The sequence below is a fragment of the Klebsiella sp. JN_Kp121 genome (assembly GCF_040062145.1).
Classification (GTDB): domain Bacteria; phylum Pseudomonadota; class Gammaproteobacteria; order Enterobacterales; family Enterobacteriaceae; genus Klebsiella; species Klebsiella aerogenes.
Genome location: NZ_JBEAHX010000031.1, coordinates 66,509 through 86,252 on the forward strand (window position 1 = coordinate 66,509; position 19,744 = coordinate 86,252).

At 55.5% G+C, this 19,744-nt stretch carries 19 protein-coding genes; 15 read left to right on the forward strand and 4 right to left on the reverse strand.

The window, feature by feature from the left end; all coding sequences use genetic code 11:
* Positions 1-35: 35 nt before the first annotated feature.
* Positions 36-848 (reverse strand): dienelactone hydrolase family protein, encoded by an 813-nt coding sequence (locus ABLU86_RS20945; protein WP_015368850.1) that lies wholly within the window; start codon positions 846-848, stop codon positions 36-38.
* Between the two features lie 265 nt (positions 849-1,113).
* On the opposite strand from ABLU86_RS20945, the gene udp reads away from it, so the two are divergent.
* The 9 genes from udp to tatD all read left to right on the forward strand — a co-directional run bounded on the left by udp (position 1,114) and on the right by tatD (position 9,069).
* The gene (gene udp / locus ABLU86_RS20950) at positions 1,114-1,875 is read left to right on the forward strand and encodes a uridine phosphorylase (protein WP_004181652.1); all 762 of its coding nucleotides are present in this window, start codon (positions 1,114-1,116) and stop codon (positions 1,873-1,875) included.
* A gap of 136 nt (positions 1,876-2,011) precedes the next feature.
* Positions 2,012-3,460 (forward strand): DNA recombination protein RmuC, encoded by a 1,449-nt coding sequence (gene rmuC, locus ABLU86_RS20955; protein ID WP_047036945.1) that lies wholly within the window; start codon positions 2,012-2,014, stop codon positions 3,458-3,460.
* A gap of 70 nt (positions 3,461-3,530) precedes the next feature.
* Entirely contained in the window at positions 3,531-4,286 is a 756-nt protein-coding gene (ubiE, locus tag ABLU86_RS20960) for a bifunctional demethylmenaquinone methyltransferase/2-methoxy-6-polyprenyl-1,4-benzoquinol methylase UbiE (RefSeq protein WP_015368847.1), read from the forward strand.
* A 13-nt stretch (positions 4,287-4,299) separates the two neighbouring features.
* Positions 4,300-4,905, forward strand: coding sequence for an SCP2 domain-containing protein (locus tag ABLU86_RS20965; RefSeq protein WP_348796382.1), 606 nt, complete (start codon positions 4,300-4,302; stop codon positions 4,903-4,905).
* The gene (ubiB, locus tag ABLU86_RS20970; RefSeq protein WP_015368845.1) at positions 4,902-6,542 is read left to right on the forward strand and encodes a ubiquinone biosynthesis regulatory protein kinase UbiB; all 1,641 of its coding nucleotides are present in this window, start codon (positions 4,902-4,904) and stop codon (positions 6,540-6,542) included. The genes ABLU86_RS20965 and ubiB overlap by 4 nt, the downstream gene beginning before the upstream one ends.
* A gap of 131 nt (positions 6,543-6,673) precedes the next feature.
* Positions 6,674-6,925: a Sec-independent protein translocase subunit TatA gene (gene tatA, locus ABLU86_RS20975; RefSeq protein ID WP_015368844.1), complete on the forward strand. Its 252-nt coding sequence runs from the start codon at positions 6,674-6,676 to the stop codon at positions 6,923-6,925.
* Positions 6,926-6,928: 3 nt separating this feature from the next.
* Entirely contained in the window at positions 6,929-7,465 is a 537-nt protein-coding gene (gene tatB, locus ABLU86_RS20980; RefSeq protein ID WP_015703995.1) for a Sec-independent protein translocase protein TatB, read from the forward strand.
* 3 nt (positions 7,466-7,468) lie between these two features.
* Positions 7,469-8,242 carry a Sec-independent protein translocase subunit TatC gene (tatC, locus tag ABLU86_RS20985; protein WP_042894687.1) on the forward strand — a complete coding sequence of 258 codons (774 nt, stop codon included), beginning with the start codon at positions 7,469-7,471 and terminating at the stop codon, positions 8,240-8,242.
* A gap of 32 nt (positions 8,243-8,274) precedes the next feature.
* Entirely contained in the window at positions 8,275-9,069 is a 795-nt protein-coding gene (gene tatD / locus ABLU86_RS20990) for a 3'-5' ssDNA/RNA exonuclease TatD (RefSeq protein WP_162184127.1), read from the forward strand.
* A gap of 8 nt (positions 9,070-9,077) precedes the next feature.
* On the opposite strand, the gene rfaH is transcribed toward tatD, so the two are convergent.
* Positions 9,078-9,566, reverse strand: coding sequence for a transcription/translation regulatory transformer protein RfaH (rfaH, locus tag ABLU86_RS20995; protein WP_015703997.1), 489 nt, complete (start codon positions 9,564-9,566; stop codon positions 9,078-9,080).
* 177 nt (positions 9,567-9,743) lie between these two features.
* On the opposite strand from rfaH, the gene ubiD reads away from it, so the two are divergent.
* Positions 9,744-11,213 (forward strand): 4-hydroxy-3-polyprenylbenzoate decarboxylase, encoded by a 1,470-nt coding sequence (gene ubiD / locus ABLU86_RS21000; RefSeq protein ID WP_015368839.1) that lies wholly within the window; start codon positions 9,744-9,746, stop codon positions 11,211-11,213.
* A 55-nt stretch (positions 11,214-11,268) separates the two neighbouring features.
* Complete coding sequence (gene fre / locus ABLU86_RS21005) at positions 11,269-11,970, forward strand: NAD(P)H-flavin reductase (protein ID WP_008807928.1); 702 nt, start codon at positions 11,269-11,271, stop codon at positions 11,968-11,970.
* Positions 11,971-12,074: 104 nt separating this feature from the next.
* Here fre and fadA read toward each other — a convergent pair whose 3' ends face one another.
* Positions 12,075-13,238 carry an acetyl-CoA C-acyltransferase FadA gene (gene fadA / locus ABLU86_RS21010; RefSeq protein WP_047036948.1) on the reverse strand — a complete coding sequence of 388 codons (1,164 nt, stop codon included), beginning with the start codon at positions 13,236-13,238 and terminating at the stop codon, positions 12,075-12,077.
* Between the two features lie 9 nt (positions 13,239-13,247).
* Positions 13,248-15,437, reverse strand: coding sequence for a fatty acid oxidation complex subunit alpha FadB (gene fadB, locus ABLU86_RS21015; RefSeq protein ID WP_015368837.1), 2,190 nt, complete (start codon positions 15,435-15,437; stop codon positions 13,248-13,250).
* 191 nt (positions 15,438-15,628) lie between these two features.
* On the opposite strand from fadB, the gene pepQ reads away from it, so the two are divergent.
* Genes pepQ through hemG form a run of 4 tightly spaced genes read left to right on the forward strand, consistent with a single transcriptional unit; the run spans position 15,629 to position 19,612 of the window.
* Complete coding sequence (gene pepQ, locus ABLU86_RS21020) at positions 15,629-16,960, forward strand: Xaa-Pro dipeptidase (protein ID WP_020077585.1); 1,332 nt, start codon at positions 15,629-15,631, stop codon at positions 16,958-16,960.
* Positions 16,960-17,574: an IMPACT family protein gene (locus tag ABLU86_RS21025; protein ID WP_015704001.1), complete on the forward strand. Its 615-nt coding sequence runs from the start codon at positions 16,960-16,962 to the stop codon at positions 17,572-17,574. Before pepQ ends, ABLU86_RS21025 begins: the two co-directional genes overlap by 1 nt.
* A 41-nt stretch (positions 17,575-17,615) precedes the next feature.
* Positions 17,616-19,067 (forward strand): Trk system potassium transporter TrkH, encoded by a 1,452-nt coding sequence (gene trkH, locus ABLU86_RS21030; RefSeq protein ID WP_015368834.1) that lies wholly within the window; start codon positions 17,616-17,618, stop codon positions 19,065-19,067.
* Between the two features lie 11 nt (positions 19,068-19,078).
* The gene (gene hemG / locus ABLU86_RS21035; RefSeq protein WP_015368833.1) at positions 19,079-19,612 is read left to right on the forward strand and encodes a menaquinone-dependent protoporphyrinogen IX dehydrogenase; all 534 of its coding nucleotides are present in this window, start codon (positions 19,079-19,081) and stop codon (positions 19,610-19,612) included.
* Positions 19,613-19,744 lie beyond the last annotated feature (132 nt).

The window sequence follows — 19,744 nt, forward strand, 5'->3', positions numbered from 1 at the left end:
AGGCCACGGCCTCCTCTTTTCATGTATCAGGCGAGTTACCCTTTTTTACCGCCATATTGAGCAAACCAGTCCAGCATCCGCTGCCAGCCGTCTTTGGCTGACTCTTCGTGATAGCTGGCGCGATAGTCGGCGTTAAAGGCGTGATCGGCCTCGGGATAGACCACGATCTCAGCGTTCGCATTTGCCGCCCGCAGCGCCTGGCGCATGGTCTCGACGGTATCCTGCGGAATGCTGGCGTCTTTAGCGCCGTACAGGCCAAGTACCGGCGCGTTGAGATCGACAGCGATATCCACCGGGTGTTTTGGCGAATTCAGCGATTTTTCTCCCACCAGTTTGCCATACCAAGCGACGCCTGCCTTCAACTGCGGGTTATGCGCGGCATACAGCCAGGTGATGCGACCGCCCCAGCAGAAACCGGTGATCAGCAGACGATGGGCATCGCCGCCGTGGCGTGCCGCCCAACTGGCGACGTGGTCGAGATCCGCCAGCACCTGTGCGTCAGGCACCTTAGTGACCAGTTCTTTGAACAGGGTAGGGATATCGTTGTACTCATTCGGATCGCCCTGGCGGAAGTAGAGTTCTGGCGCAATCGCCAGATAGCCTTCCTGCGCCAGGCGGCGGCACAGATCGCGAATATGCTCATGTACGCCGAAAATTTCCTGCACCACGATAACGATCGGCAGCGGGCCGTCGGCGTTTTTCGGGCGGGCGTGATAGGCCGGCATATTCTCGCCCTGCGATGGGATCGAGGTTTCTCCGGCGGTAATGTGCTCATCCGACGTATGGACGGCGGTAGAGGCGTGCGGCGAGGCTGCAGGTGCGAATCCGGGTTGCTTGGTGGTGGTCATGGTATTCTCCGTACCCTTATTTATTAGCGCATCGATAAATATAGACTCTTAGACTGAACGTTAATAAAGCACAGTGCCTGAAAGCGGCTATCTTTTGTTCTGTGACCGCGAATATAACTTGTTAATGTGATGTGAATCACTATTTGTTGAAAAACAAATGCAATCATTATTATGCATGGTGACTATCATCACAAAAATAAGCGAGTGGCTTCTGTAAAGTACCCTTTTGCTTCTGCTGATACTTCGACCCACAGAGGAGTTTTTTATGTCCAAGTCTGATGTTTTTCATCTCGGCCTCACTAAGAACGATTTACAAGGGGCTACGCTGGCTATCGTCCCTGGCGATCCGGAGCGTGTGGAAAAGATCGCCGCGCTGATGGATAAGCCGGTTAAGCTGGCATCTCATCGTGAATTTACCTCCTGGCGCGCTGAGCTGGACGGCAAACCGGTGATTGTTTGCTCCACCGGTATCGGCGGCCCGTCGACCTCTATCGCCGTGGAAGAGCTGGCACAGCTGGGGGTTCGTACCTTCCTGCGTATCGGTACCACCGGCGCGATTCAGCCACATATCAATGTTGGCGATGTACTGGTGACGACCGGTTCTGTCCGTCTGGACGGCGCCAGCCTGCACTTTGCGCCGATGGAGTTCCCGGCCGTTGCTGACTTCGCCTGTACCACCGCTCTGGTGGAAGCGGCGAAATCAATCGGCGCGACCACGCATATCGGCGTGACTGCCTCCTCTGATACCTTCTATCCAGGCCAGGAGCGTTACGACACCTTCTCCGGCCGCGTCGTGAGCCGTTTCAAAGGCTCGATGGAAGAGTGGCAGGCAATGGGCGTCATGAACTATGAAATGGAATCCGCTACGCTGCTGACCATGTGCGCCAGCCAGGGTCTGCGCGCCGGGATGGTGGCAGGGGTTATCGTCAACCGTACCCAGCAAGAGATCCCTAACGCCGAAACCATGAAGCAAACCGAAAGCCACGCGGTGAAAATCGTTGTGGAAGCGGCGCGCCGTCTGCTGTAGTTCTTCTCTTTTTCTCACAGGGCCGGATCTTCCGGCCTTTTTTTTGCGTAGCGCCTCGCAGGAAAATCCTTTTCAACTGGACGTTTGTACAGCACAATTCTATTTTTGTGCCGTAAGTGGTTGCCGGGGAGGCGTTGTGGATATCTCTATTGTGATAAGCGCCGTGGTGGCGCTGGCGGCAGGGTTAATCGTTGGCTGGCTGGCGACAAAAGCCCGCGCCGATCAAATCCGTGCCGATCTCATTGAAGAGCGCCGCGAGCTGGATATTGAACTTAGCGCCGCACGTCAGCAGCTGGTGCAGGAATCGCACTGGCGCGATGAGTGCGAACTTCTCAACAACGAGCTGCGCAGCCTGCGTGATATCAACACCTCGCTGGAGGCCGACCTGCGTGAAGTGACCACCCGTCTGGAATCCACGCAGTTGCACGCCGAAGATAAAATTCGCCAGATGGTCAACAGCGAGCAGCGCCTGAGCGAGCAGTTTGAAAACCTGGCGAACCGCATATTTGAGCACAGCAACCGCCGGGTTGATGAACAAAATCGCCAGAGCCTGCATGGCCTGCTGACGCCGCTGCGCGAACAGCTCGACGGCTTCCGTCGCCAGGTGCAGGACAGCTTCGGCCAGGAGGCGCGTGAGCGCCACACGCTGGCGCACGAAATCCGCAATTTGCAACAGCTGAACGCACAGATGGCGCAAGAGGCGCTGAACCTGACGAAAGCGCTGAAGGGTGATAACAAAACTCAGGGCAACTGGGGAGAAGTGGTGCTAACCCGCGTGCTGGAGGCCTCCGGCCTGCGCGAAGGCTATGAGTATCAAACTCAGGTGAGCATCGAAACCGATAACCGCTCGCGGATGCAGCCGGATGTTATCGTGCGTCTGCCGCAGGGCAAAGACGTGGTTATCGACGCCAAAATGACCCTCGTCGCCTATGAGCGCTACTTCAACGCTGACGACGACTACACCCGCGAATCGGCGCTACAGGAGCATATTGCCTCGGTGCGTAACCACATTCGCCTGCTGGGGCGTAAAGATTACCAACAACTGCCGGGACTTCGTTCGCTCGACTATGTGCTGATGTTCATCCCCGTTGAGCCTGCGTTCCTGCTGGCTATCGACCGCCAACCTGAGCTTATCAGCGAGGCGCTGAAGAACAATATTATGCTGGTTAGCCCGACAACCTTGCTGGTGGCGTTGCGCACCATCGCCAACTTGTGGCGCTATGAGCATCAAAGCCGTAACGCGCAAAAAATCGCCGAGCGCGCCGGGCGTCTGTACGACAAGATGCGGCTGTTTGTCGACGATATGTCGGCTATCGGTCAAAGCCTTGATAAAGCGCAGGATAACTATCGCCAGGCGATGAAAAAGCTTGCCTCCGGGCGCGGCAACTTGCTGGTGCAGGCCGAGTCATTCCGTGGCCTGGGGGTCGAGGTTAAGCGCGGGATTAATCCTGATTTAGTCGAGCAGGCCACGGCGCAGGATAACGAATATCGCCTTGAGGAAGATGAAAATTCACCGCGGGAAGATGTGTTTAGCGCCGATTCCGACCCTGCAGCGAGCGCAAACGAGCACGTCAGGCCAAGCTGAAACGTATGGGAAATGGCCTGAATCTGTTACACTCGCTGAACATTTTCTTGATAAGTAAGCGGGCATAGAGATGGTTGAGGATTCACAAGAAACAACGCATTTTGGCTTTCAAACGGTAGCCAAAGAGCAGAAGGCGGACATGGTGGCGCATGTATTCCATTCTGTCGCTGCAAAATATGATGTGATGAACGACTTAATGTCGTTCGGGATTCATCGCTTGTGGAAGCGCTTCACCATCGACTGCAGCGGCGTGCGTCGCGGGCAAACTGTGCTGGACTTAGCGGGTGGTACCGGCGACCTGACGGCGAAGTTTTCCCGTCTGGTGGGTGAAACCGGTCGCGTGATGCTCGCCGATATCAATGATTCGATGCTCAAAATGGGCCGCGAAAAACTGCGCAACATCGGTATTGTCGGTAACGTCGAGTATGTTCAGGCCAACGCTGAAGCGCTGCCGTTTGCGGATAACACCTTTGACTGCATCACCATCTCCTTTGGCCTGCGTAACGTTACCGATAAAGACAAAGCGCTGCGTTCAATGTACCGCGTGCTGAAACCGGGCGGACGTCTGCTGGTTCTGGAGTTTTCTAAACCGATTCTCGAACCGCTGAGCAAAGCCTACGACGCTTACTCCTTCCACGTGTTGCCGAAAGTCGGCGAGCTGGTGGCAAACGATGCGGAAAGTTATCGCTATCTGGCGGAATCCATCCGCATGCATCCCGATCAGGACACCCTGAAAGGCATGATGCAGGAGGCGGGTTTTGAAAGCGTCGACTACTACAACCTGACGGCAGGTATTGTCGCGCTACACCGCGGCTATAAGTTCTGACAGGAGGGACGCTATGCCTTTCGCACCACTGGTTACCGCTGGCATCGAAACGGTTCTTAATACTTTTCTCTGGCGCGACCGCGCGCTTAAACCGGCGCGTCAGCGCCTGCTAGGGAAAGTGCTGCGCGTAGAGCTCAAAGAGCTGTCGGCGCCTGTCGTGCTGGCCTATAGCGAGCAGCAAATCGACGTGCTCGGCGCGTGGGAAGGCGAAGCTGACTGTACCGTGATAACCCGCCTGAGCGTGCTGCCGCTGCTGCGTAACCGCCAACAACTGACCGCGCTGATCCGCAGCGGCGATCTGGAAGTACAGGGCGACCTGCAGGTTGTGCAGAACATGGTCGCACTTTGCGATCTGGCGGAGTTCGACCCGGCAGAGTTATTGGCGCCGTATACCGGCGATATCGTCGCTGAAGGGGTTGGCAAGGTGCTTCGCGGCGGCGCGCGCTTCCTGCTGCAGGGCGCGAAAAGCCAGCAGCGCTACGTCGCTGAAGCGATTACCGAAGAGTGGCGACTGGCGCCGGGGCCGTTGGAAATGGCCTGGTTTGCTGAAGAGTCCGCCGCTGTAGAACGCGCGCTGGCCGCACTGGAAAAACGGCTGGAAACGCTGGAGGGCAAATGACGCCAGGAGAATTACGGCGCCTGTATTTTATCATCCGCACCTTTTTGAGTTACGGGCTTGATGAGCTCATTCCCAAAATGCGTATCACATTGCCGCTGCGCATCTGGCGGCGAATGTTGTTCTGGATGCCGAATCGCCACAAAGATAAACCGCTGGGTCAACGCTTACGCCTGGCGCTGCAGGAGCTGGGCCCGGTGTGGATTAAGTTCGGCCAGATGCTCTCCACCCGCCGCGATCTGTTCCCGCCGCAAATCGCCGATCAACTGGCGCTGCTGCAGGATCGCGTCGCACCTTTCGATGGCAAATTGGCTAAACAACAGATCGAACAAGCGATGGGTGGGCTGCCCATTGAAGCCTGGTTCGATGATTTCGCCATTGAGCCGCTCGCTTCCGCCTCCATCGCCCAGGTCCATACCGCGCGCCTGAAAGACAACGGCAAAGAGGTCGTCATCAAGGTCATCCGCCCGGATATCCTGCCGGTGATCAAAGCGGACATGAAATTAATCTACCGCCTGGCGCGCTGGGTACCTCGTCTGCTGCCGGATGGCCGCCGTCTGCGCCCGCAAGAAGTCGTCCGCGAATATGAAAAAACGCTGATGGACGAGCTGAACCTGTTACGCGAGTCGGCTAACGCTATTCAGCTACGGCGCAATTTCGAAGATAGCCCAATGCTATACGTGCCGGAAGTCTATTCCGATTACTGTAGCGAAGGCATGATGGTGATGGAGCGGATCTACGGTATTCCGGTTTCCGACGTCGCTGCGCTGGAAGCCCAGGGCACCAACATGCAGTTGCTTGCGGAGCGTGGGGTGCAGGTCTTCTTTACCCAGGTGTTTCGCGACAGCTTTTTCCATGCGGATATGCATCCGGGTAATATTTTCGTTAGCTACGATCATCCGCATGACCCGCAATATATCGGTATCGACTGCGGTATCGTCGGCTCGCTGAACAAAGACGATAAGCGTTATCTCGCAGAAAACTTCATTGCTTTCTTCAACCGCGATTACCGTAAGGTTGCCGAGCTGCACGTCGATTCCGGCTGGGTGCCGCCGGATACCAACGTTGAAGAGTTTGAGTTTGCGATTCGCACCGTGTGCGAGCCCATCTTTGAAAAGCCGCTGGCGGAAATCTCCTTCGGCCACGTATTGCTGAATCTGTTTAACACCGCGCGGCGTTTCAATATGGAAGTCCAACCGCAGCTGGTTTTGCTTCAGAAGACATTACTTTACGTAGAAGGGGTAGGTCGTCAGCTCTATCCTCAGTTAGACTTGTGGAAAACGGCGAAGCCTTTTCTCGAGTCGTGGATTAAGGATCAGGTCGGTATTCCCGCGCTGGTGCGTGCGTTTAAAGAAAAAGCGCCGTTCTGGATTGAAAGGATGCCGGAAATTCCTGAGCTGGTGTACCAAAGCCTGCAGCAGAGCAAACAGCTGCAGACCAGCGTCGATACTATCGTGCGCGACTTCCAGGTGCGTCACGTGCGTCAGGGGCAGTCCCGCTATCTGTTTGGTATAGGCGCCGTTTTGCTTTTAAGCGGTACGCTGTTATTTATCCACCGCCCGGAGTGGGGCATGATGCCAGGCTGGCTGATGGCCGGCGGCGTCGTAACCTGGCTTATTGGTTGGCGAAAAACGCGCTGACAGGTTTCGCGTTTATTCTGGCGCATTGATTCTTGCGCGAAGTCATGTGAGCGGTCTGACAAAGAGGCGTCTCACCGGATGACGTGTATAATGCGCTCTCATCATTCATCATCTGTCATAGGGGAACGTGTATGGGTGGTATCAGTATTTGGCAGTTGTTAATTGTTGTCGTCATCGTAGTTCTGCTTTTCGGGACGAAGAAGCTGAGCTCGCTGGGTTCGGATTTAGGCGCATCGATCAAGGGCTTTAAAAAAGCGATGAGCGATGATGAGAAATCTGATAAATCCTCAGCCGATGCAGATTTTGCAGCGAAAACTATCGCTGATAAACAAGATGATGCGAAAAAAGACGAGACAAAACGCCACGACAAAGAGCAGGTGTAATTCGTGTTCGATATCGGTTTTAGTGAACTATTGCTGGTGTTCGTGATTGGCCTCATCGTATTGGGGCCACAGCGACTACCTGTCGCCGTCAAAACGGTGGCCAGCTGGATCCGTACGTTGCGCTCGCTGGCGACCACCGTACAAAATGAGCTTGCCCAGGAGCTAAAACTGCAGGAGTTTCAGGAGAGCCTGAAAAAGGTGGAGAAAGCCAGCCTGGATAATCTGACTCCGGAGCTCAAAGCCTCGATGGACGAACTGCGTGAAGCAGCTGAATCTATGAAGCGTTCCTATACCGCCCACGATCCTGAAAAGGCCAGCGACGAAGCGAACACCATCCATAATCCGGTCGTCAAAGGTAGCGAAGCGCAGCGTCAGGATGTTACACCGGCAACGGCGGAACATCAGGTCAGCGCCCCGGCACATACCCCGGAGCCCGTTGCCGAGGAGCCATCCGTTTCGCCGGCTGAAGTCCCGGCGGCTAAGGAAAAAGCCGCCGCGGCAGTGCCAGATTCTTCCCCCGCATCGAGTGATAAAGCGTAAAAAATGGGCGTAGACGAGACTCAACCGTTAATTTCACATCTGATTGAGCTGCGTAAGCGCCTGCTCAACAGCATTGTTGCCATCCTGGTGATCTTCCTGGCGTTGGTTTACTTCGCCAATGATATCTATCAACTGGTATCCGCTCCGCTTATCAGCAAAATGCCGGTAGGCGCGACGATGATCGCCACCGATGTCGCTTCTCCTTTCTTCACGCCGATCAAACTGACCTTTATGGTTTCGGTGATCCTGTCGGTGCCGGTCATTCTTTATCAGGTATGGGCATTCGTGGCGCCGGCGTTGTATAAGCATGAACGTCGGCTGGTCATGCCGCTGCTGGTTTCCAGTACGTTGCTGTTTTATATCGGTATGGCTTTCGCTTATTTCGTCGTGTTCCCGCTGGCATTCGGCTTCCTGACTCACGCCGCGCCGGAAGGGGTATTAGTTTCGACCGATATCCGTAGCTACCTCGATTTTGTCATGGCGTTGTTTATGGCTTTCGGCGTGTCGTTTGAAGTGCCGGTCGCCATCGTCCTGCTCTGCTGGATGGGCGTCACGACGCCGGAAGATTTACGTAAAAAACGGCCCTACGTGCTGGTGGGCGCCTTCGTGGTCGGTATGTTGCTGACGCCGCCGGATGTGTTCTCGCAAACGCTGTTGGCCATCCCCATGTATTGCCTGTTTGAAGTCGGGGTGTTCTTTGCCCGTTTCTACACCGGTAAACGCCTGACGCGTGACGAAGATGCCGCCGCCGAAGAGGCGGAGAGCAAAGAAGAGTAACAACGCCAACCGCCCGTCAGGGCGGTTGTCATATGGGAGTTATGATGTTTGATATTGGCGTAAATCTGACCAGCTCGCAGTTTTCCCGCGACCACGACGAGGTGGTTGCGCACGCGCAGGCGGCAGGTGTCCATGGGATGTTGCTGACCGGCACCAATCTGCATGAAAGCCAGCAGGCGCGGCAGATGGCTGGCCGTTACGCCAACTGCTGGTCTACTGCGGGTGTACATCCGCACGATAGCAGCATCTGGACTGAGTCGGTGGCCGAAGAAATCCACGCGCTGGCCCGCCAGCCGCAGGTGGCGGCGATTGGCGAATGCGGTCTTGATTTCAACCGTAATTTCTCAACGCCGCAGGAACAAGAGAAGGCATTCAGCGCCCAGCTGGCGTTGGCGGCCGAGCTCTCAATGCCGGTATTTTTACACTGCCGCGACGCCCATCAACGGTTCCTTGAGCTGCTGGAGCCGTGGCTCAATAAACTGCCCGGCGCCGTGTTGCACTGCTTTACCGGTAGCCGCGAGGAAGTGATTCAGTGTCTTGATAGAGGTTTATTTATCGGTATCACCGGTTGGGTGTGCGATGAGCGGCGGGGACTGGAGCTTCGTGAACTGTTGCCGGCAATCCCGGCGGAACGTCTGCTGCTGGAGACCGATGCGCCATATCTATTACCGAGGGATATGAAGCCGAAGCCCTCCTCGCGGCGCAACGAGCCCGCTTATCTGCCGCATATTCTGGCAAGCGTAGCGGGCTGGCGAGGCGAGGAAGCGCAATGGCTGGAGGAGGTTACGGATGCGAACGTCAGGAACCTGTTTGGCGTGCGCTTTTAACCGCGCCGTCAGATTTTATAGAAGTCGGTATTTTTAACGCTTTGCAGGACCTGTTTATTCAACAGATTGAGGAGCAGCATTGAACGGGCTTCGCCGTCGGGCTCGGTGAAAATAGCCTGCAGCCCTTCAAAAGCACCGTCGGTGATTAACACGCTGTCGCCTTCATGAGGCGTTTCCGGGTCGGTAATACCTTCCGGTTTATAGATGGAAAGCTGGTGAATCACCTCTGAAGGGACCACTGCCGGTTGGGCGCCAAAACGGACGAAACTGTTCACCCCTCGGGTAGCGCTGATGGTGGTGGTATGAATGATCTCGGGATCGAATTCGACGAACAGATAGTTTGGGAACAGGGGCTCGCTGACCGTAGTACGTTTACCACGGATGATTTTTTCCAGCGCGATCGTCGGCATCAGGCAATTGACTGCCTGACGTTCAAGGTGTTCCTGGGCGCGCTGAAGCTGCCCACGTTTGCAATAAAGTAAGTACCAGGCTTGCATAATGACTCTTTCCGCTTTACTACCTGCAAGCATAACAAAAGCCTGGAACAATCGCGAAAACCATTATAAGCGAAAGCGTAAATAGCCTGTTCATTTACGCTTATTTAACAAAAGTACAGCATCGTTGCGGCGAAAATCGTATAATCAGCCGCTTGTATAGAGGTCAATAATAACTCCATGAAATACCACGATCTACGCGACTTTCTGACATTACTTGAGCAGCAGGGCGAGCTAAAACGGATAACCCTGCCGGTCGACCCGCATCTGGAAATTACCGAAATTGCCGACCGCACCCTGCGTGCCGGCGGCCCGGCGCTGCTGTTTGAAAACCCGAAAGGCTACTCGATGCCGGTGCTGTGCAACCTGTTTGGCACGCCGCGTCGTGTGGCGCTGGGGATGGGCCAGGAAGACGTCAGTTCGCTACGGGAAGTCGGGAAGCTATTGGCCTTTCTGAAAGAGCCGGAGCCGCCAAAAGGCTTCCGCGATCTGTTTGATAAGCTGCCGCAGTTCAAGCAAGTGTTGAATATGCCGACCAAACGCCTGCGCGGCGCGCCTTGTCAGCAAAAAATCATCCAGGGCGATGATGTCGATCTCAACAAAATACCGATTATGACCTGCTGGCCGGAAGATGCCGCGCCGCTGATTACCTGGGGGCTGACGGTGACCCGCGGCCCGCACAAGGAGAGGCAAAATCTGGGTATTTATCGCCAGCAGCTGATCGGTAAAAATAAACTCATCATGCGTTGGTTGTCCCACCGCGGCGGCGCGCTCGATTTCCAGGAGTGGTGCGCGGCGCATCCCGGCGAACGTTTTCCGGTTTCCGTGGCGCTTGGCGCCGATCCGGCGACCATTCTGGGCGCAGTGACGCCGGTTCCTGATACCCTGTCGGAATACGCTTTCGCAGGCTTGCTGCGCGGCACCAAGACCGAAGTGGTGAAGTGCGTTTCCAATGACCTTGAAGTGCCGGCCAGCGCGGAAATCGTGCTTGAAGGCTACATTGAGGCCGGCGAGATGGCGCCGGAAGGGCCATACGGCGATCATACCGGCTACTACAATGAAGTAGACAGCTTCCCGGTATTTACGGTGACCCATATTACCCAGCGCGAAGACGCGATTTATCATTCGACCTATACCGGTCGTCCGCCGGATGAACCCGCGGTGCTGGGCGTGGCGCTGAACGAAGTCTTTGTGCCGATTCTGCAAAAGCAGTTCCCGGAAATCGTCGATTTCTATCTGCCGCCGGAAGGGTGTTCCTATCGCCTGGCGGTGGTGACCATGAAAAAACAGTACGCAGGCCATGCCAAGCGCGTGATGATGGGCGTCTGGTCGTTCCTGCGCCAGTTCATGTATACCAAGTTCGTGATTGTCTGCGACGATGACGTGAACGCGCGCGACTGGAATGACGTGATTTGGGCGATTACTACCCGTATGGACCCGGCTCGTGATACGGTACTGGTAGAAAATACGCCAATAGATTATCTGGATTTTGCCTCGCCGGTTTCCGGCCTGGGTTCAAAAATGGGGCTGGATGCCACAAATAAATGGCCTGGCGAAACCCAGCGTGAATGGGGTCGTCCAATCAAAAAAGATCCTGAGGTGACGGCGCGTATCGACGCCATCTGGGATGAACTGGCCATCTTTAAATAACAGTAAGCGGGGCTAACGCCGCTGTTTTGCTCTATAGACCCGACAGAGGGGACGCATGACAACCTTAAGCTGTAAAGTGACCTCGGTGGAGGCGATTACCGATACCGTGTATCGCGTTCGATTAGTACCGGAAGCGGCATTTTCTTTCCGCGCCGGCCAGTATCTGATGGTAGTGATGGATGAGCGCGACAAGCGTCCGTTCTCTATGGCTTCCACGCCGTCAGAGCACGAGTTTATCGAGCTGCATATCGGTGCTTCTGAACTCAATCTGTATGCGATGGCGGTGATGGATCGCATTCTGAAAGAGCGTGAAATTGAGGTTGATATTCCGCATGGCGAAGCGTGGCTGCGCGATGACGAAGATCGCCCGCTGATTCTGATCGCCGGCGGTACCGGATTCTCTTATGTGCGTTCTATTCTGTTAACCGCGCTGGCGCGTAACCCGGATCGCGATATCGCCATTTATTGGGGCGGCCGCGAGGCTAAGCATCTGTACGATCTGGCCGAGCTGGAAGCGTTAAGCATCAAGCATCCGAATCTGCGCATCGAGCCGGTGGTCGAGCAGCCGGAAGAAGGGTGGCGTGGTCGCTCCGGTACGGTACTCACCGCCGTGCTGCAGGATTACGGTACGCTGGCCGAGCATGATATTTACATTGCCGGTCGTTTTGAGATGGCTAAAATTGCCCGCGATCTGTTCTGTAATGAGCGCGGCGCGCGTGAAGATCGCCTGTTTGGCGATGCGTTTGCGTTTATCTGAAAATAAAAAACCCGCCCCTGACAGGCGGGAAGAACGGCAACTAAACCCCCTCTAATCCATTATTGCCTGTTGGCTGGCAGGCAATAATGGCATCGAGTTTTTTCCTACATCCGCTCGAATACGGTGGCGATCCCCTGGCCTAAGCCGATACACATGGTCGCCAGACCGAACTGCGCGTCTTTGCGTTCCATCTGGTTAATCAGCGTGGTGCTAATACGCGCCCCGGAACAGCCCAACGGGTGGCCGAGCGCGATCGCGCCGCCGTTGAGGTTGATCTTCTCGTCGATCTGCTCCATTAAGCCCAGATCTTTAATACACGGCAGAATCTGCGCGGCAAACGCTTCATTCATTTCAAAGACGTCGATATCGCTGGTGGATAATCCCGCTTTTTTCAGCGCCAGCTTTGAGGCCGGAACCGGGCCATAACCCATAATGGAAGGATCGCAGCCGACCACCGCCATTGAACGGACGCGAGCGCGCGGCTTCAGCCCCAGCTCGCGGGCGCGGCTTTCGCTCATCAGCAGCATCGCCGCCGCGCCGTCGGAAAGCGCGGAAGAGGTACCTGCCGTTACCGTGCCGGTCACCGGATCGAAAGCCGGTCTCAGCGCCGCCAGCGCTTCTACGGTGGTTTCCGGGCGGATCACTTCGTCATAATTAAAGGATTTCAGCACGCCATCGGCATCGTGGCCGCCGGTCGGGATAATCTCCGCCTTGAATGCCCCGGATTGCGTCGCCGCCCAGGCGCGAGCGTGGGAACGTGCGGCGAATTGATCCTGCATTTCACGGCTAATGCCGTGTAGACGCGCCAGCATTTCCGCGGTCAGCCCCATCATACCGGCGGCTTTCGCCACGTTACGGCTAAGGCCCGGATGGAAATCGACACCATGACTCATTGGCACATGGCCCATGTGCTCAACGCCGCCAATCAGGCAGACACTGGCGTCGCCGGTCATGATCATACGGGCGGCATCGTGCAGCGCCTGCATGGAGGAACCGCACAGGCGGTTAACCGTTGTTGCCGGTACCGAGTGCGGTATTTCCGCCAACAGCGCGGCGTTACGCGCAATGTTGAAACCCTGCTCCAGCGTTTGTTGCACGCAGCCCCAGTAAATATCGTCAATCACGCTCGCCTCAAGGGACGGGTTACGCGAGAGCAGGCTTCGCATCAGGTGTGCGGAGAGGTCTTCCGCACGCACGTTGCGAAAGGCGCCGCCCTTTGAACGGCCCATCGGGGTGCGAATTGCATCGACAATGACAACCTGTTCCATTGTGACTCCTTAAGCCGTTTTCAGTTCGCCAACCGGACGGGCTGGTTCTACTGGAGGATAATACGCTTCGTTATGACGGGCCTTATTACGCAGACCCTCCGGCACGGCATAAAGCGGGCCGAGGTGCTGGTATTGCTGCGCCATATCGAGATATTTTGCGCTGCCAATGGTGTCCAGCCAGCGGAATGCGCCGCCGTGGAATGGAGGGAAGCCCAGGCCGTATACCAGCGCCATATCCGCTTCCGCCGGGCTGGCGATAATGCCTTCTTCCAGGCAGCGAACAACTTCGTTAACCATTGGGATCATCATGCGGGCGATAATCTCTTCATCGCTGAAATCGCGCTTCGGCTGGCTGACTTCGGCCAGCAGACTATCGACTGCGGCATCTTCTTCTTTCTTCGGCTTACCTTTACTGTCTTCTTTATAACGCCAGAAACCGAGGCCGTTCTTCTGGCCGAAACGGCTGGCGTCAAACAGCGCGTCGATAGCATCGCGATAATCTTTCTGCATCCGCTGTGGGAACCCCGCCGCCATTACCGCCTGAGCATGGTGCGCGGTATCGATGCCGACAACATCCAGCAGATAGGCCGGGCCCATCGGCCAGCCAAACTGTTTTTCCATCACTTTATCGACTTTGCGGAAATCCGCGCCGTCGCGCAGCAGCTGGCTGAAGCCTGCGAAATAGGGGAACAGGACGCGGTTAACGAAGAAGCCGGGGCAATCATTCACCACGATCGGTGTTTTGCCCATTTTGCTGGCCCAGGCCACGACTTTGGCAATGGTCTTGTCCGAAGTTTTCTCGCCGCGGATCACTTCAACCAGCGGCATGCGATGTACCGGGTTAAAGAAGTGCATACCGCAGAAATTCTCCGGGCGCTGCAGAACGCTGGCCAGCTCGCTGATAGGAATCGTTGAGGTGTTGGAAGCCAGCACGGTGTCCGGACGCACTTTCTCTTCGGTTTCCGCCAGTACCGCTTTCTTCACTTTCGGGTTTTCCACCACCGCTTCAACGACGATGTCCACGCGGTCAAAACCGCTGTATTCCAGCGTTGGCTGAATGGTGCTAATCACTCCGGCCAGCTTCAGGCCGTCGATTTTTCCGCGTTCCAACTGTTTATTCAGCAGCTTCGCCGCTTCGGTCATGCCAAGGGTCAGCGATTTGTCGCTAATGTCTTTCATCACCACCGGCACGCCTTTCCAGGCTGACTGGTAAGCAATGCCGCCACCCATAATGCCGGCGCCTAATACGGCAGCGTGCTTCGGCGTCTCGACATCTTTAGTGAGTTTTTTCGCTTTCGCTTTGACGTACTGGTCGTTAAGGAAGATGCCGACCAGCGCGCGCGCTTCGTTAGTGTGCGCCAGTGGAACAAAACTTTGGTTTTCCAGCTTCAGCGCGTCATCACGGCCAAGACGCGCGGCGGCTTCGATGGTTTTTACCGCGGTGATCGGCGCCGGGTAATGTTTTCCGGCGGTTTGCGCGACCATACCTTTGGCAATAGTGAAGCTCATGGCGGCTTCAATTTTGCTGAGCTTCAGCGGCTCCAGTTTCGGCTGACGTTTGGCTTTCCAGTCCAGGTCGCCATTAATCGCCTGGCGCAGAATCGCCAGCGCGCCGTCATGCAGTTTTTCCGCGGCAACAATGCCGTCAATGAGGCCAATTTTCAGCGCTTGATCGGCACCGACGTCTTTACCGGCGGCAATAATTTCCAGCGCGCTATCGGCGCCGAGCAGGCGCGGCAGACGTACGGAACCGCCGAAGCCAGGCATAATGCCCAACTTGGTTTCCGGCAGGCCGATGCGCAGATCCGGCGTGGCGAGGCGATAGTCGGTCGCCAGTACGCATTCGCAGCCGCCGCCCAGCGCGTAGCCGTTAACCGCTGACAGAGTAGGGACCGGTAAATCTTCCAGACGATTGAAGACGCTGTTGGCGAAGTGCAGCCACTGGCTCAACTGTTCTTCCGGCACCAGGAATAGTGAAAGGAATTCGGTGATATCGGCGCCGACAATAAAGGCCGCTTTTTCAGAGCGCAGCAGCAGCCCTTTGAGATCTTTTTGTTTTTCGAGTACGTCCAGCGCGTGACCGAGGCTGGCAACGGTTGCAGTATCAAGCTTGTTAACCGAGCCGGGGGCGTCGAAAACCAGTTCGGCAATGCCATCTTCCAGCCAGTCGAGGTACAGGGTGTCGCCTTTGTAGAGCATGTCAGTCTCCTGAATCCAGCAATATGATCTGGTCATACCAGATGACTCGGAGTGTGGAATTTATGTTAAGAAAATGCAAATTACTCTTTAAATAATTGCTGGTCGGATCACATCCGGTAGAAATCACCCGGCCTGGAGCCAATGTGCTAAGATGCGGAGAATCACGATCCAATAAAAGCAAAGGATAAAAGATGGAATCACTGGCCGCGCTTTATAAAAATCATATCGTTACCCTACAAGAACGTACCCGCAAAGTTTTAGATCGCTTCAAGCTGGATGCTCTGCTTATCCACTCCGGCGAGCTGATCAATGTCTTCCTCGACGATCATCCGTATCCGTTTAAGGTTAACCCGCAGTTTAAGGCGTGGGTGCCGGTGACCCAGGTGCCAAACTGCTGGCTGCTGGTGGATGGCGTGAATAAACCGAAACTGTGGTTCTATCTGCCGGTCGATTACTGGCACAACGTTGAGCCGCTGCCGACCTCTTTCTGGACTGAGGAAGTGGATGTTATTGCGTTGCCGAAAGCCGATGGCATTGGCGGTCAACTGCCCGCGGCGCGTGGCAACATAGCGTATATCGGCCCGGTGCCGGAACGTGCTTTAGGTCTGGAGATCGCGGCAGACAAAATCAACCCGAAAGGCGTTATCGACTATCTGCACTATTATCGCGCTTACAAAACCGACTATGAGCTGGCCTGTATGCGTGAAGCGCAGAAATCGGCGGTGAACGGCCATCGCGCGGCCCACGAAGCTTTCCAGTCGGGGATGAGCGAGTTCGATATTAATCAGGCTTACCTGACGGCGACCGGTCATCGCGATACCGACGTCCCTTACAGCAATATCGTGGCGCTGAATGAGCATGCGGCCGTATTGCACTACACCAAGCTGGATCACCGTGCGCCAACCGAAATGCGTAGCTTCTTGTTGGATGCGGGCGCAGAGTACAACGGCTATGCCGCGGACCTGACTCGTACCTGGGCAGGCCACAGCGACAACGATTTCGCGCAGCTGATTAAAGACGTTAACGACGAGCAACTGGCGCTGATTAGCACCATGAAGGCTGGCGCCAGTTACGTTGATTACCATATTCAGTTCCATCAGCGCATCGCAAAGCTGCTGCGTAAACACCAGCTAGTGACCGGCATGAGCGAAGAGGCGATGGTGGAAAACGATCTGACCGGGCCGTTTATGCCACACGGGATTGGTCATCCGCTGGGCCTGCAGGTTCATGATGTCGCCGGTTTCATGCAAGACGATACCGGTACGCATCTGGCGGCGCCGTCGAAGTATCCTTACCTGCGCTGCACCCGTATTCTCGAACCGCGTATGGTGTTGACTATCGAACCAGGCATCTACTTTATTGAGTCGCTGTTGGCGCCATGGCGTGAAGGGCAGTTCAGCAAGCACTTCAACTGGCAGAAAATTGAAGCCATGAAGCCGTTTGGCGGGATTCGTATCGAAGATAACGTGGTGGTTCACGAAAACAGCATCGAAAATATGACGCGCGACCTGAAACTGGCGTAATGGAAAGTTGGTTGGTGCCGGCCGCGCCGGTGAGCGTTGTTGAAGAGATCAAAAAGAGCCGTTTCATCACGCTGTTGGCGCATACCGACGGCGTGGCGGCGGCGAAAGCGTTTGTCGAATCGGTCAGGGCTGAGCACCCGGACGCTCGTCACCACTGCGTGGCGTGGGTTGCCGGGCCTCCTGATGATTCACAGCAGCTGGGTTTCTCTGACGATGGCGAACCGGCGGGAACGGCAGGTAAACCCATGCTGGCGCAGCTGATGGGCAGCGGCGTCGGCGAGATAACCGCGGTGGTGGTGCGCTACTACGGTGGTATTCTGCTGGGTACCGGCGGCCTGGTGAAGGCCTATGGCGGCGGCGTCCATCAGGCGCTTGCGCAGTTGAAAACGCAGCGCAAGACGCCGTTAACCGCATATACTTTGCAATGTGAATACGGACAGCTGGCCGGGGTAGAAGCGTTGCTGGCGCAGTTCTCGGGCATTATTGTGGAAAGCGAATATCAGGCGTCTGTGCAACTGCGCGTCGCGCTTCCGCAAGCTGAAGTGGCCTCTTTTTCGACAAAACTGGCTGATTTTAGTCGTGGTTCATTGCAATTACTGAAGATTGACGAATAATCCCCACCTGATTTTTTTGTAACCCAAAGGAAGCGCCAGAGATGCATTTTCGCGCGATAACCCGAATCGTTGGACTGTTGGTCATCTTATTTTCGGGGACAATGATTGTCCCGGGATTAGTGGCCTTGATATATCGCGATGGCGCGGGGCGAGCTTTCACCCAAACCTTCTTTGTTGCCCTGGCGATTGGCTCCATGCTGTGGTGGCCGAACCGCAAGCAAAAAGGCGAACTGAAATCCCGCGAGGGGTTTCTGATTGTCGTGCTGTTCTGGACCGTGTTGGGTAGCGTCGGTGCGTTACCGTTTATCTTTGCTGAACAGCCTAATCTGACGGTGACGGATGCCTTTTTTGAATCCTTCTCCGGCTTAACCACTACCGGCGCGACGACGCTGGTGGGACTGGACTCACTGCCTCATGCCATCCTGTTCTATCGCCAGATGCTGCAGTGGTTCGGCGGTATGGGGATCATCGTGCTGGCGGTGGCGATTTTGCCTATCCTCGGCGTCGGTGGGATGCAGCTCTACCGGGCGGAAATGCCGGGCCCGTTGAAAGACAATAAAATGCGCCCGCGTATTGCCGAGACGGCAAAAACGCTGTGGCTTATTTATGTCTTATTAACCGTCGCCTGCGCATTGGCGCTGTGGTTTGCCGGAATGCCGGCATTCGACGCGATTGGCCATAGCTTTGCGACCATCGCTATCGGCGGCTTCTCAACTCACGATGCCAGCGTCGGCTACTTTAATAGCCCGATGATTAACTCCATCATCGCCATCTTCCTGCTGATCTCCGGCTGTAACTATGGCCTGCACTTTTCGCTATTAAGTGGACGCAGTTTGCGGGTTTACTGGCGTGACCCGGAATTCAGAATGTTTATCGGTGTTCAGCTAACCCTGGTTATCGTCTGTACACTGGTATTGTGGCTACATAATGTCTACGGCTCGGTGTTAACAACGCTGAACCAGGCGTTCTTCCAGGTGGTATCGATGGCGACGACCGCTGGGTTTACTACCGATAGTATTGCGCGTTGGCCACTGTTCTTGCCGGTATTGCTGCTATGCTCTGCGTTTATCGGCGGCTGCGCCGGGTCAACGGGCGGTGGCTTAAAGGTCATTCGTATCCTGTTGCTGTTTAAGCAGGGGAATCGTGAGCTTAAGCGCCTGGTGCACCCGAATGCGGTCTATAGCATTAAGCTAGGCAACCGTGCGCTACCGGAACGTATTCTGGAAGCCGTGTGGGGATTTTTTTCCGCCTATGCGCTGGTCTTTATCATTAGTATGCTGGCTATTATTGCGACTGGGGTTGATGACTTCTCTGCCTTTGCTTCAGTTGTGGCGACATTGAACAACCTGGGGCCTGGTCTTGGGGTCGTTGCTGATAACTTTGCGACAATGAACCCGGTCGCGAAATGGATCCTGATTGCTAACATGCTGTTTGGTCGTCTGGAAGTGTTCACCTTATTGGTGCTCTTTACTCCCACTTTCTGGCGCGAATAACAGGAGTGCTCGTGAAAACTTTAATTCTTTTCTCCACCCGGGATGGGCAGACCCGTGAAATTGCCTCCTACCTGGCTTCTGAACTCAAAGAGCTGGGGGTTGATGCGGATACTGTGAACCTGAACCGTACCGAGACGGTTGAGTGGCATCATTACGATCGGGTGGTGATTGGCGCTTCTATTCGTTACGGGCACTTTCATCCAGCGCTGGACCGCTTTGTGAAAAAGCATCTGGCATCTCTGCAGGCGTTGCCGGGGGCGTTCTTCTCGGTAAACCTGGTGGCGCGCAAACCGGAAAAGCGGACGCCGCAAACCAACAGCTATACGCGCAAGTTTCTCCTTAACTCGCCGTGGCAGCCGCAGAGCTGCGCGGTATTTGCCGGTGCGCTGCGTTATCCGCGCTATCGCTGGTACGATCGAATGATGATTCGCTTAATTATGAAGATGACCGGCGGGGAAACGGATACCAGTAAAGAAGTGGTTTATACCGATTGGCCGCAGGTTGCCAGATTTGCCCGAGAAATCGCGCAAATGACGAGCAAATAGCGCGTAAAACTCGCGTTATGGTGGAAAATCGAGCGAACGAAAAGTTTTTTTGAATTTCCTCTTGTCACTTCAGAATTACTCCCTATAATGCGCCACCACTGACACGGAACAACGGCAAACAAGCCGCCGGGT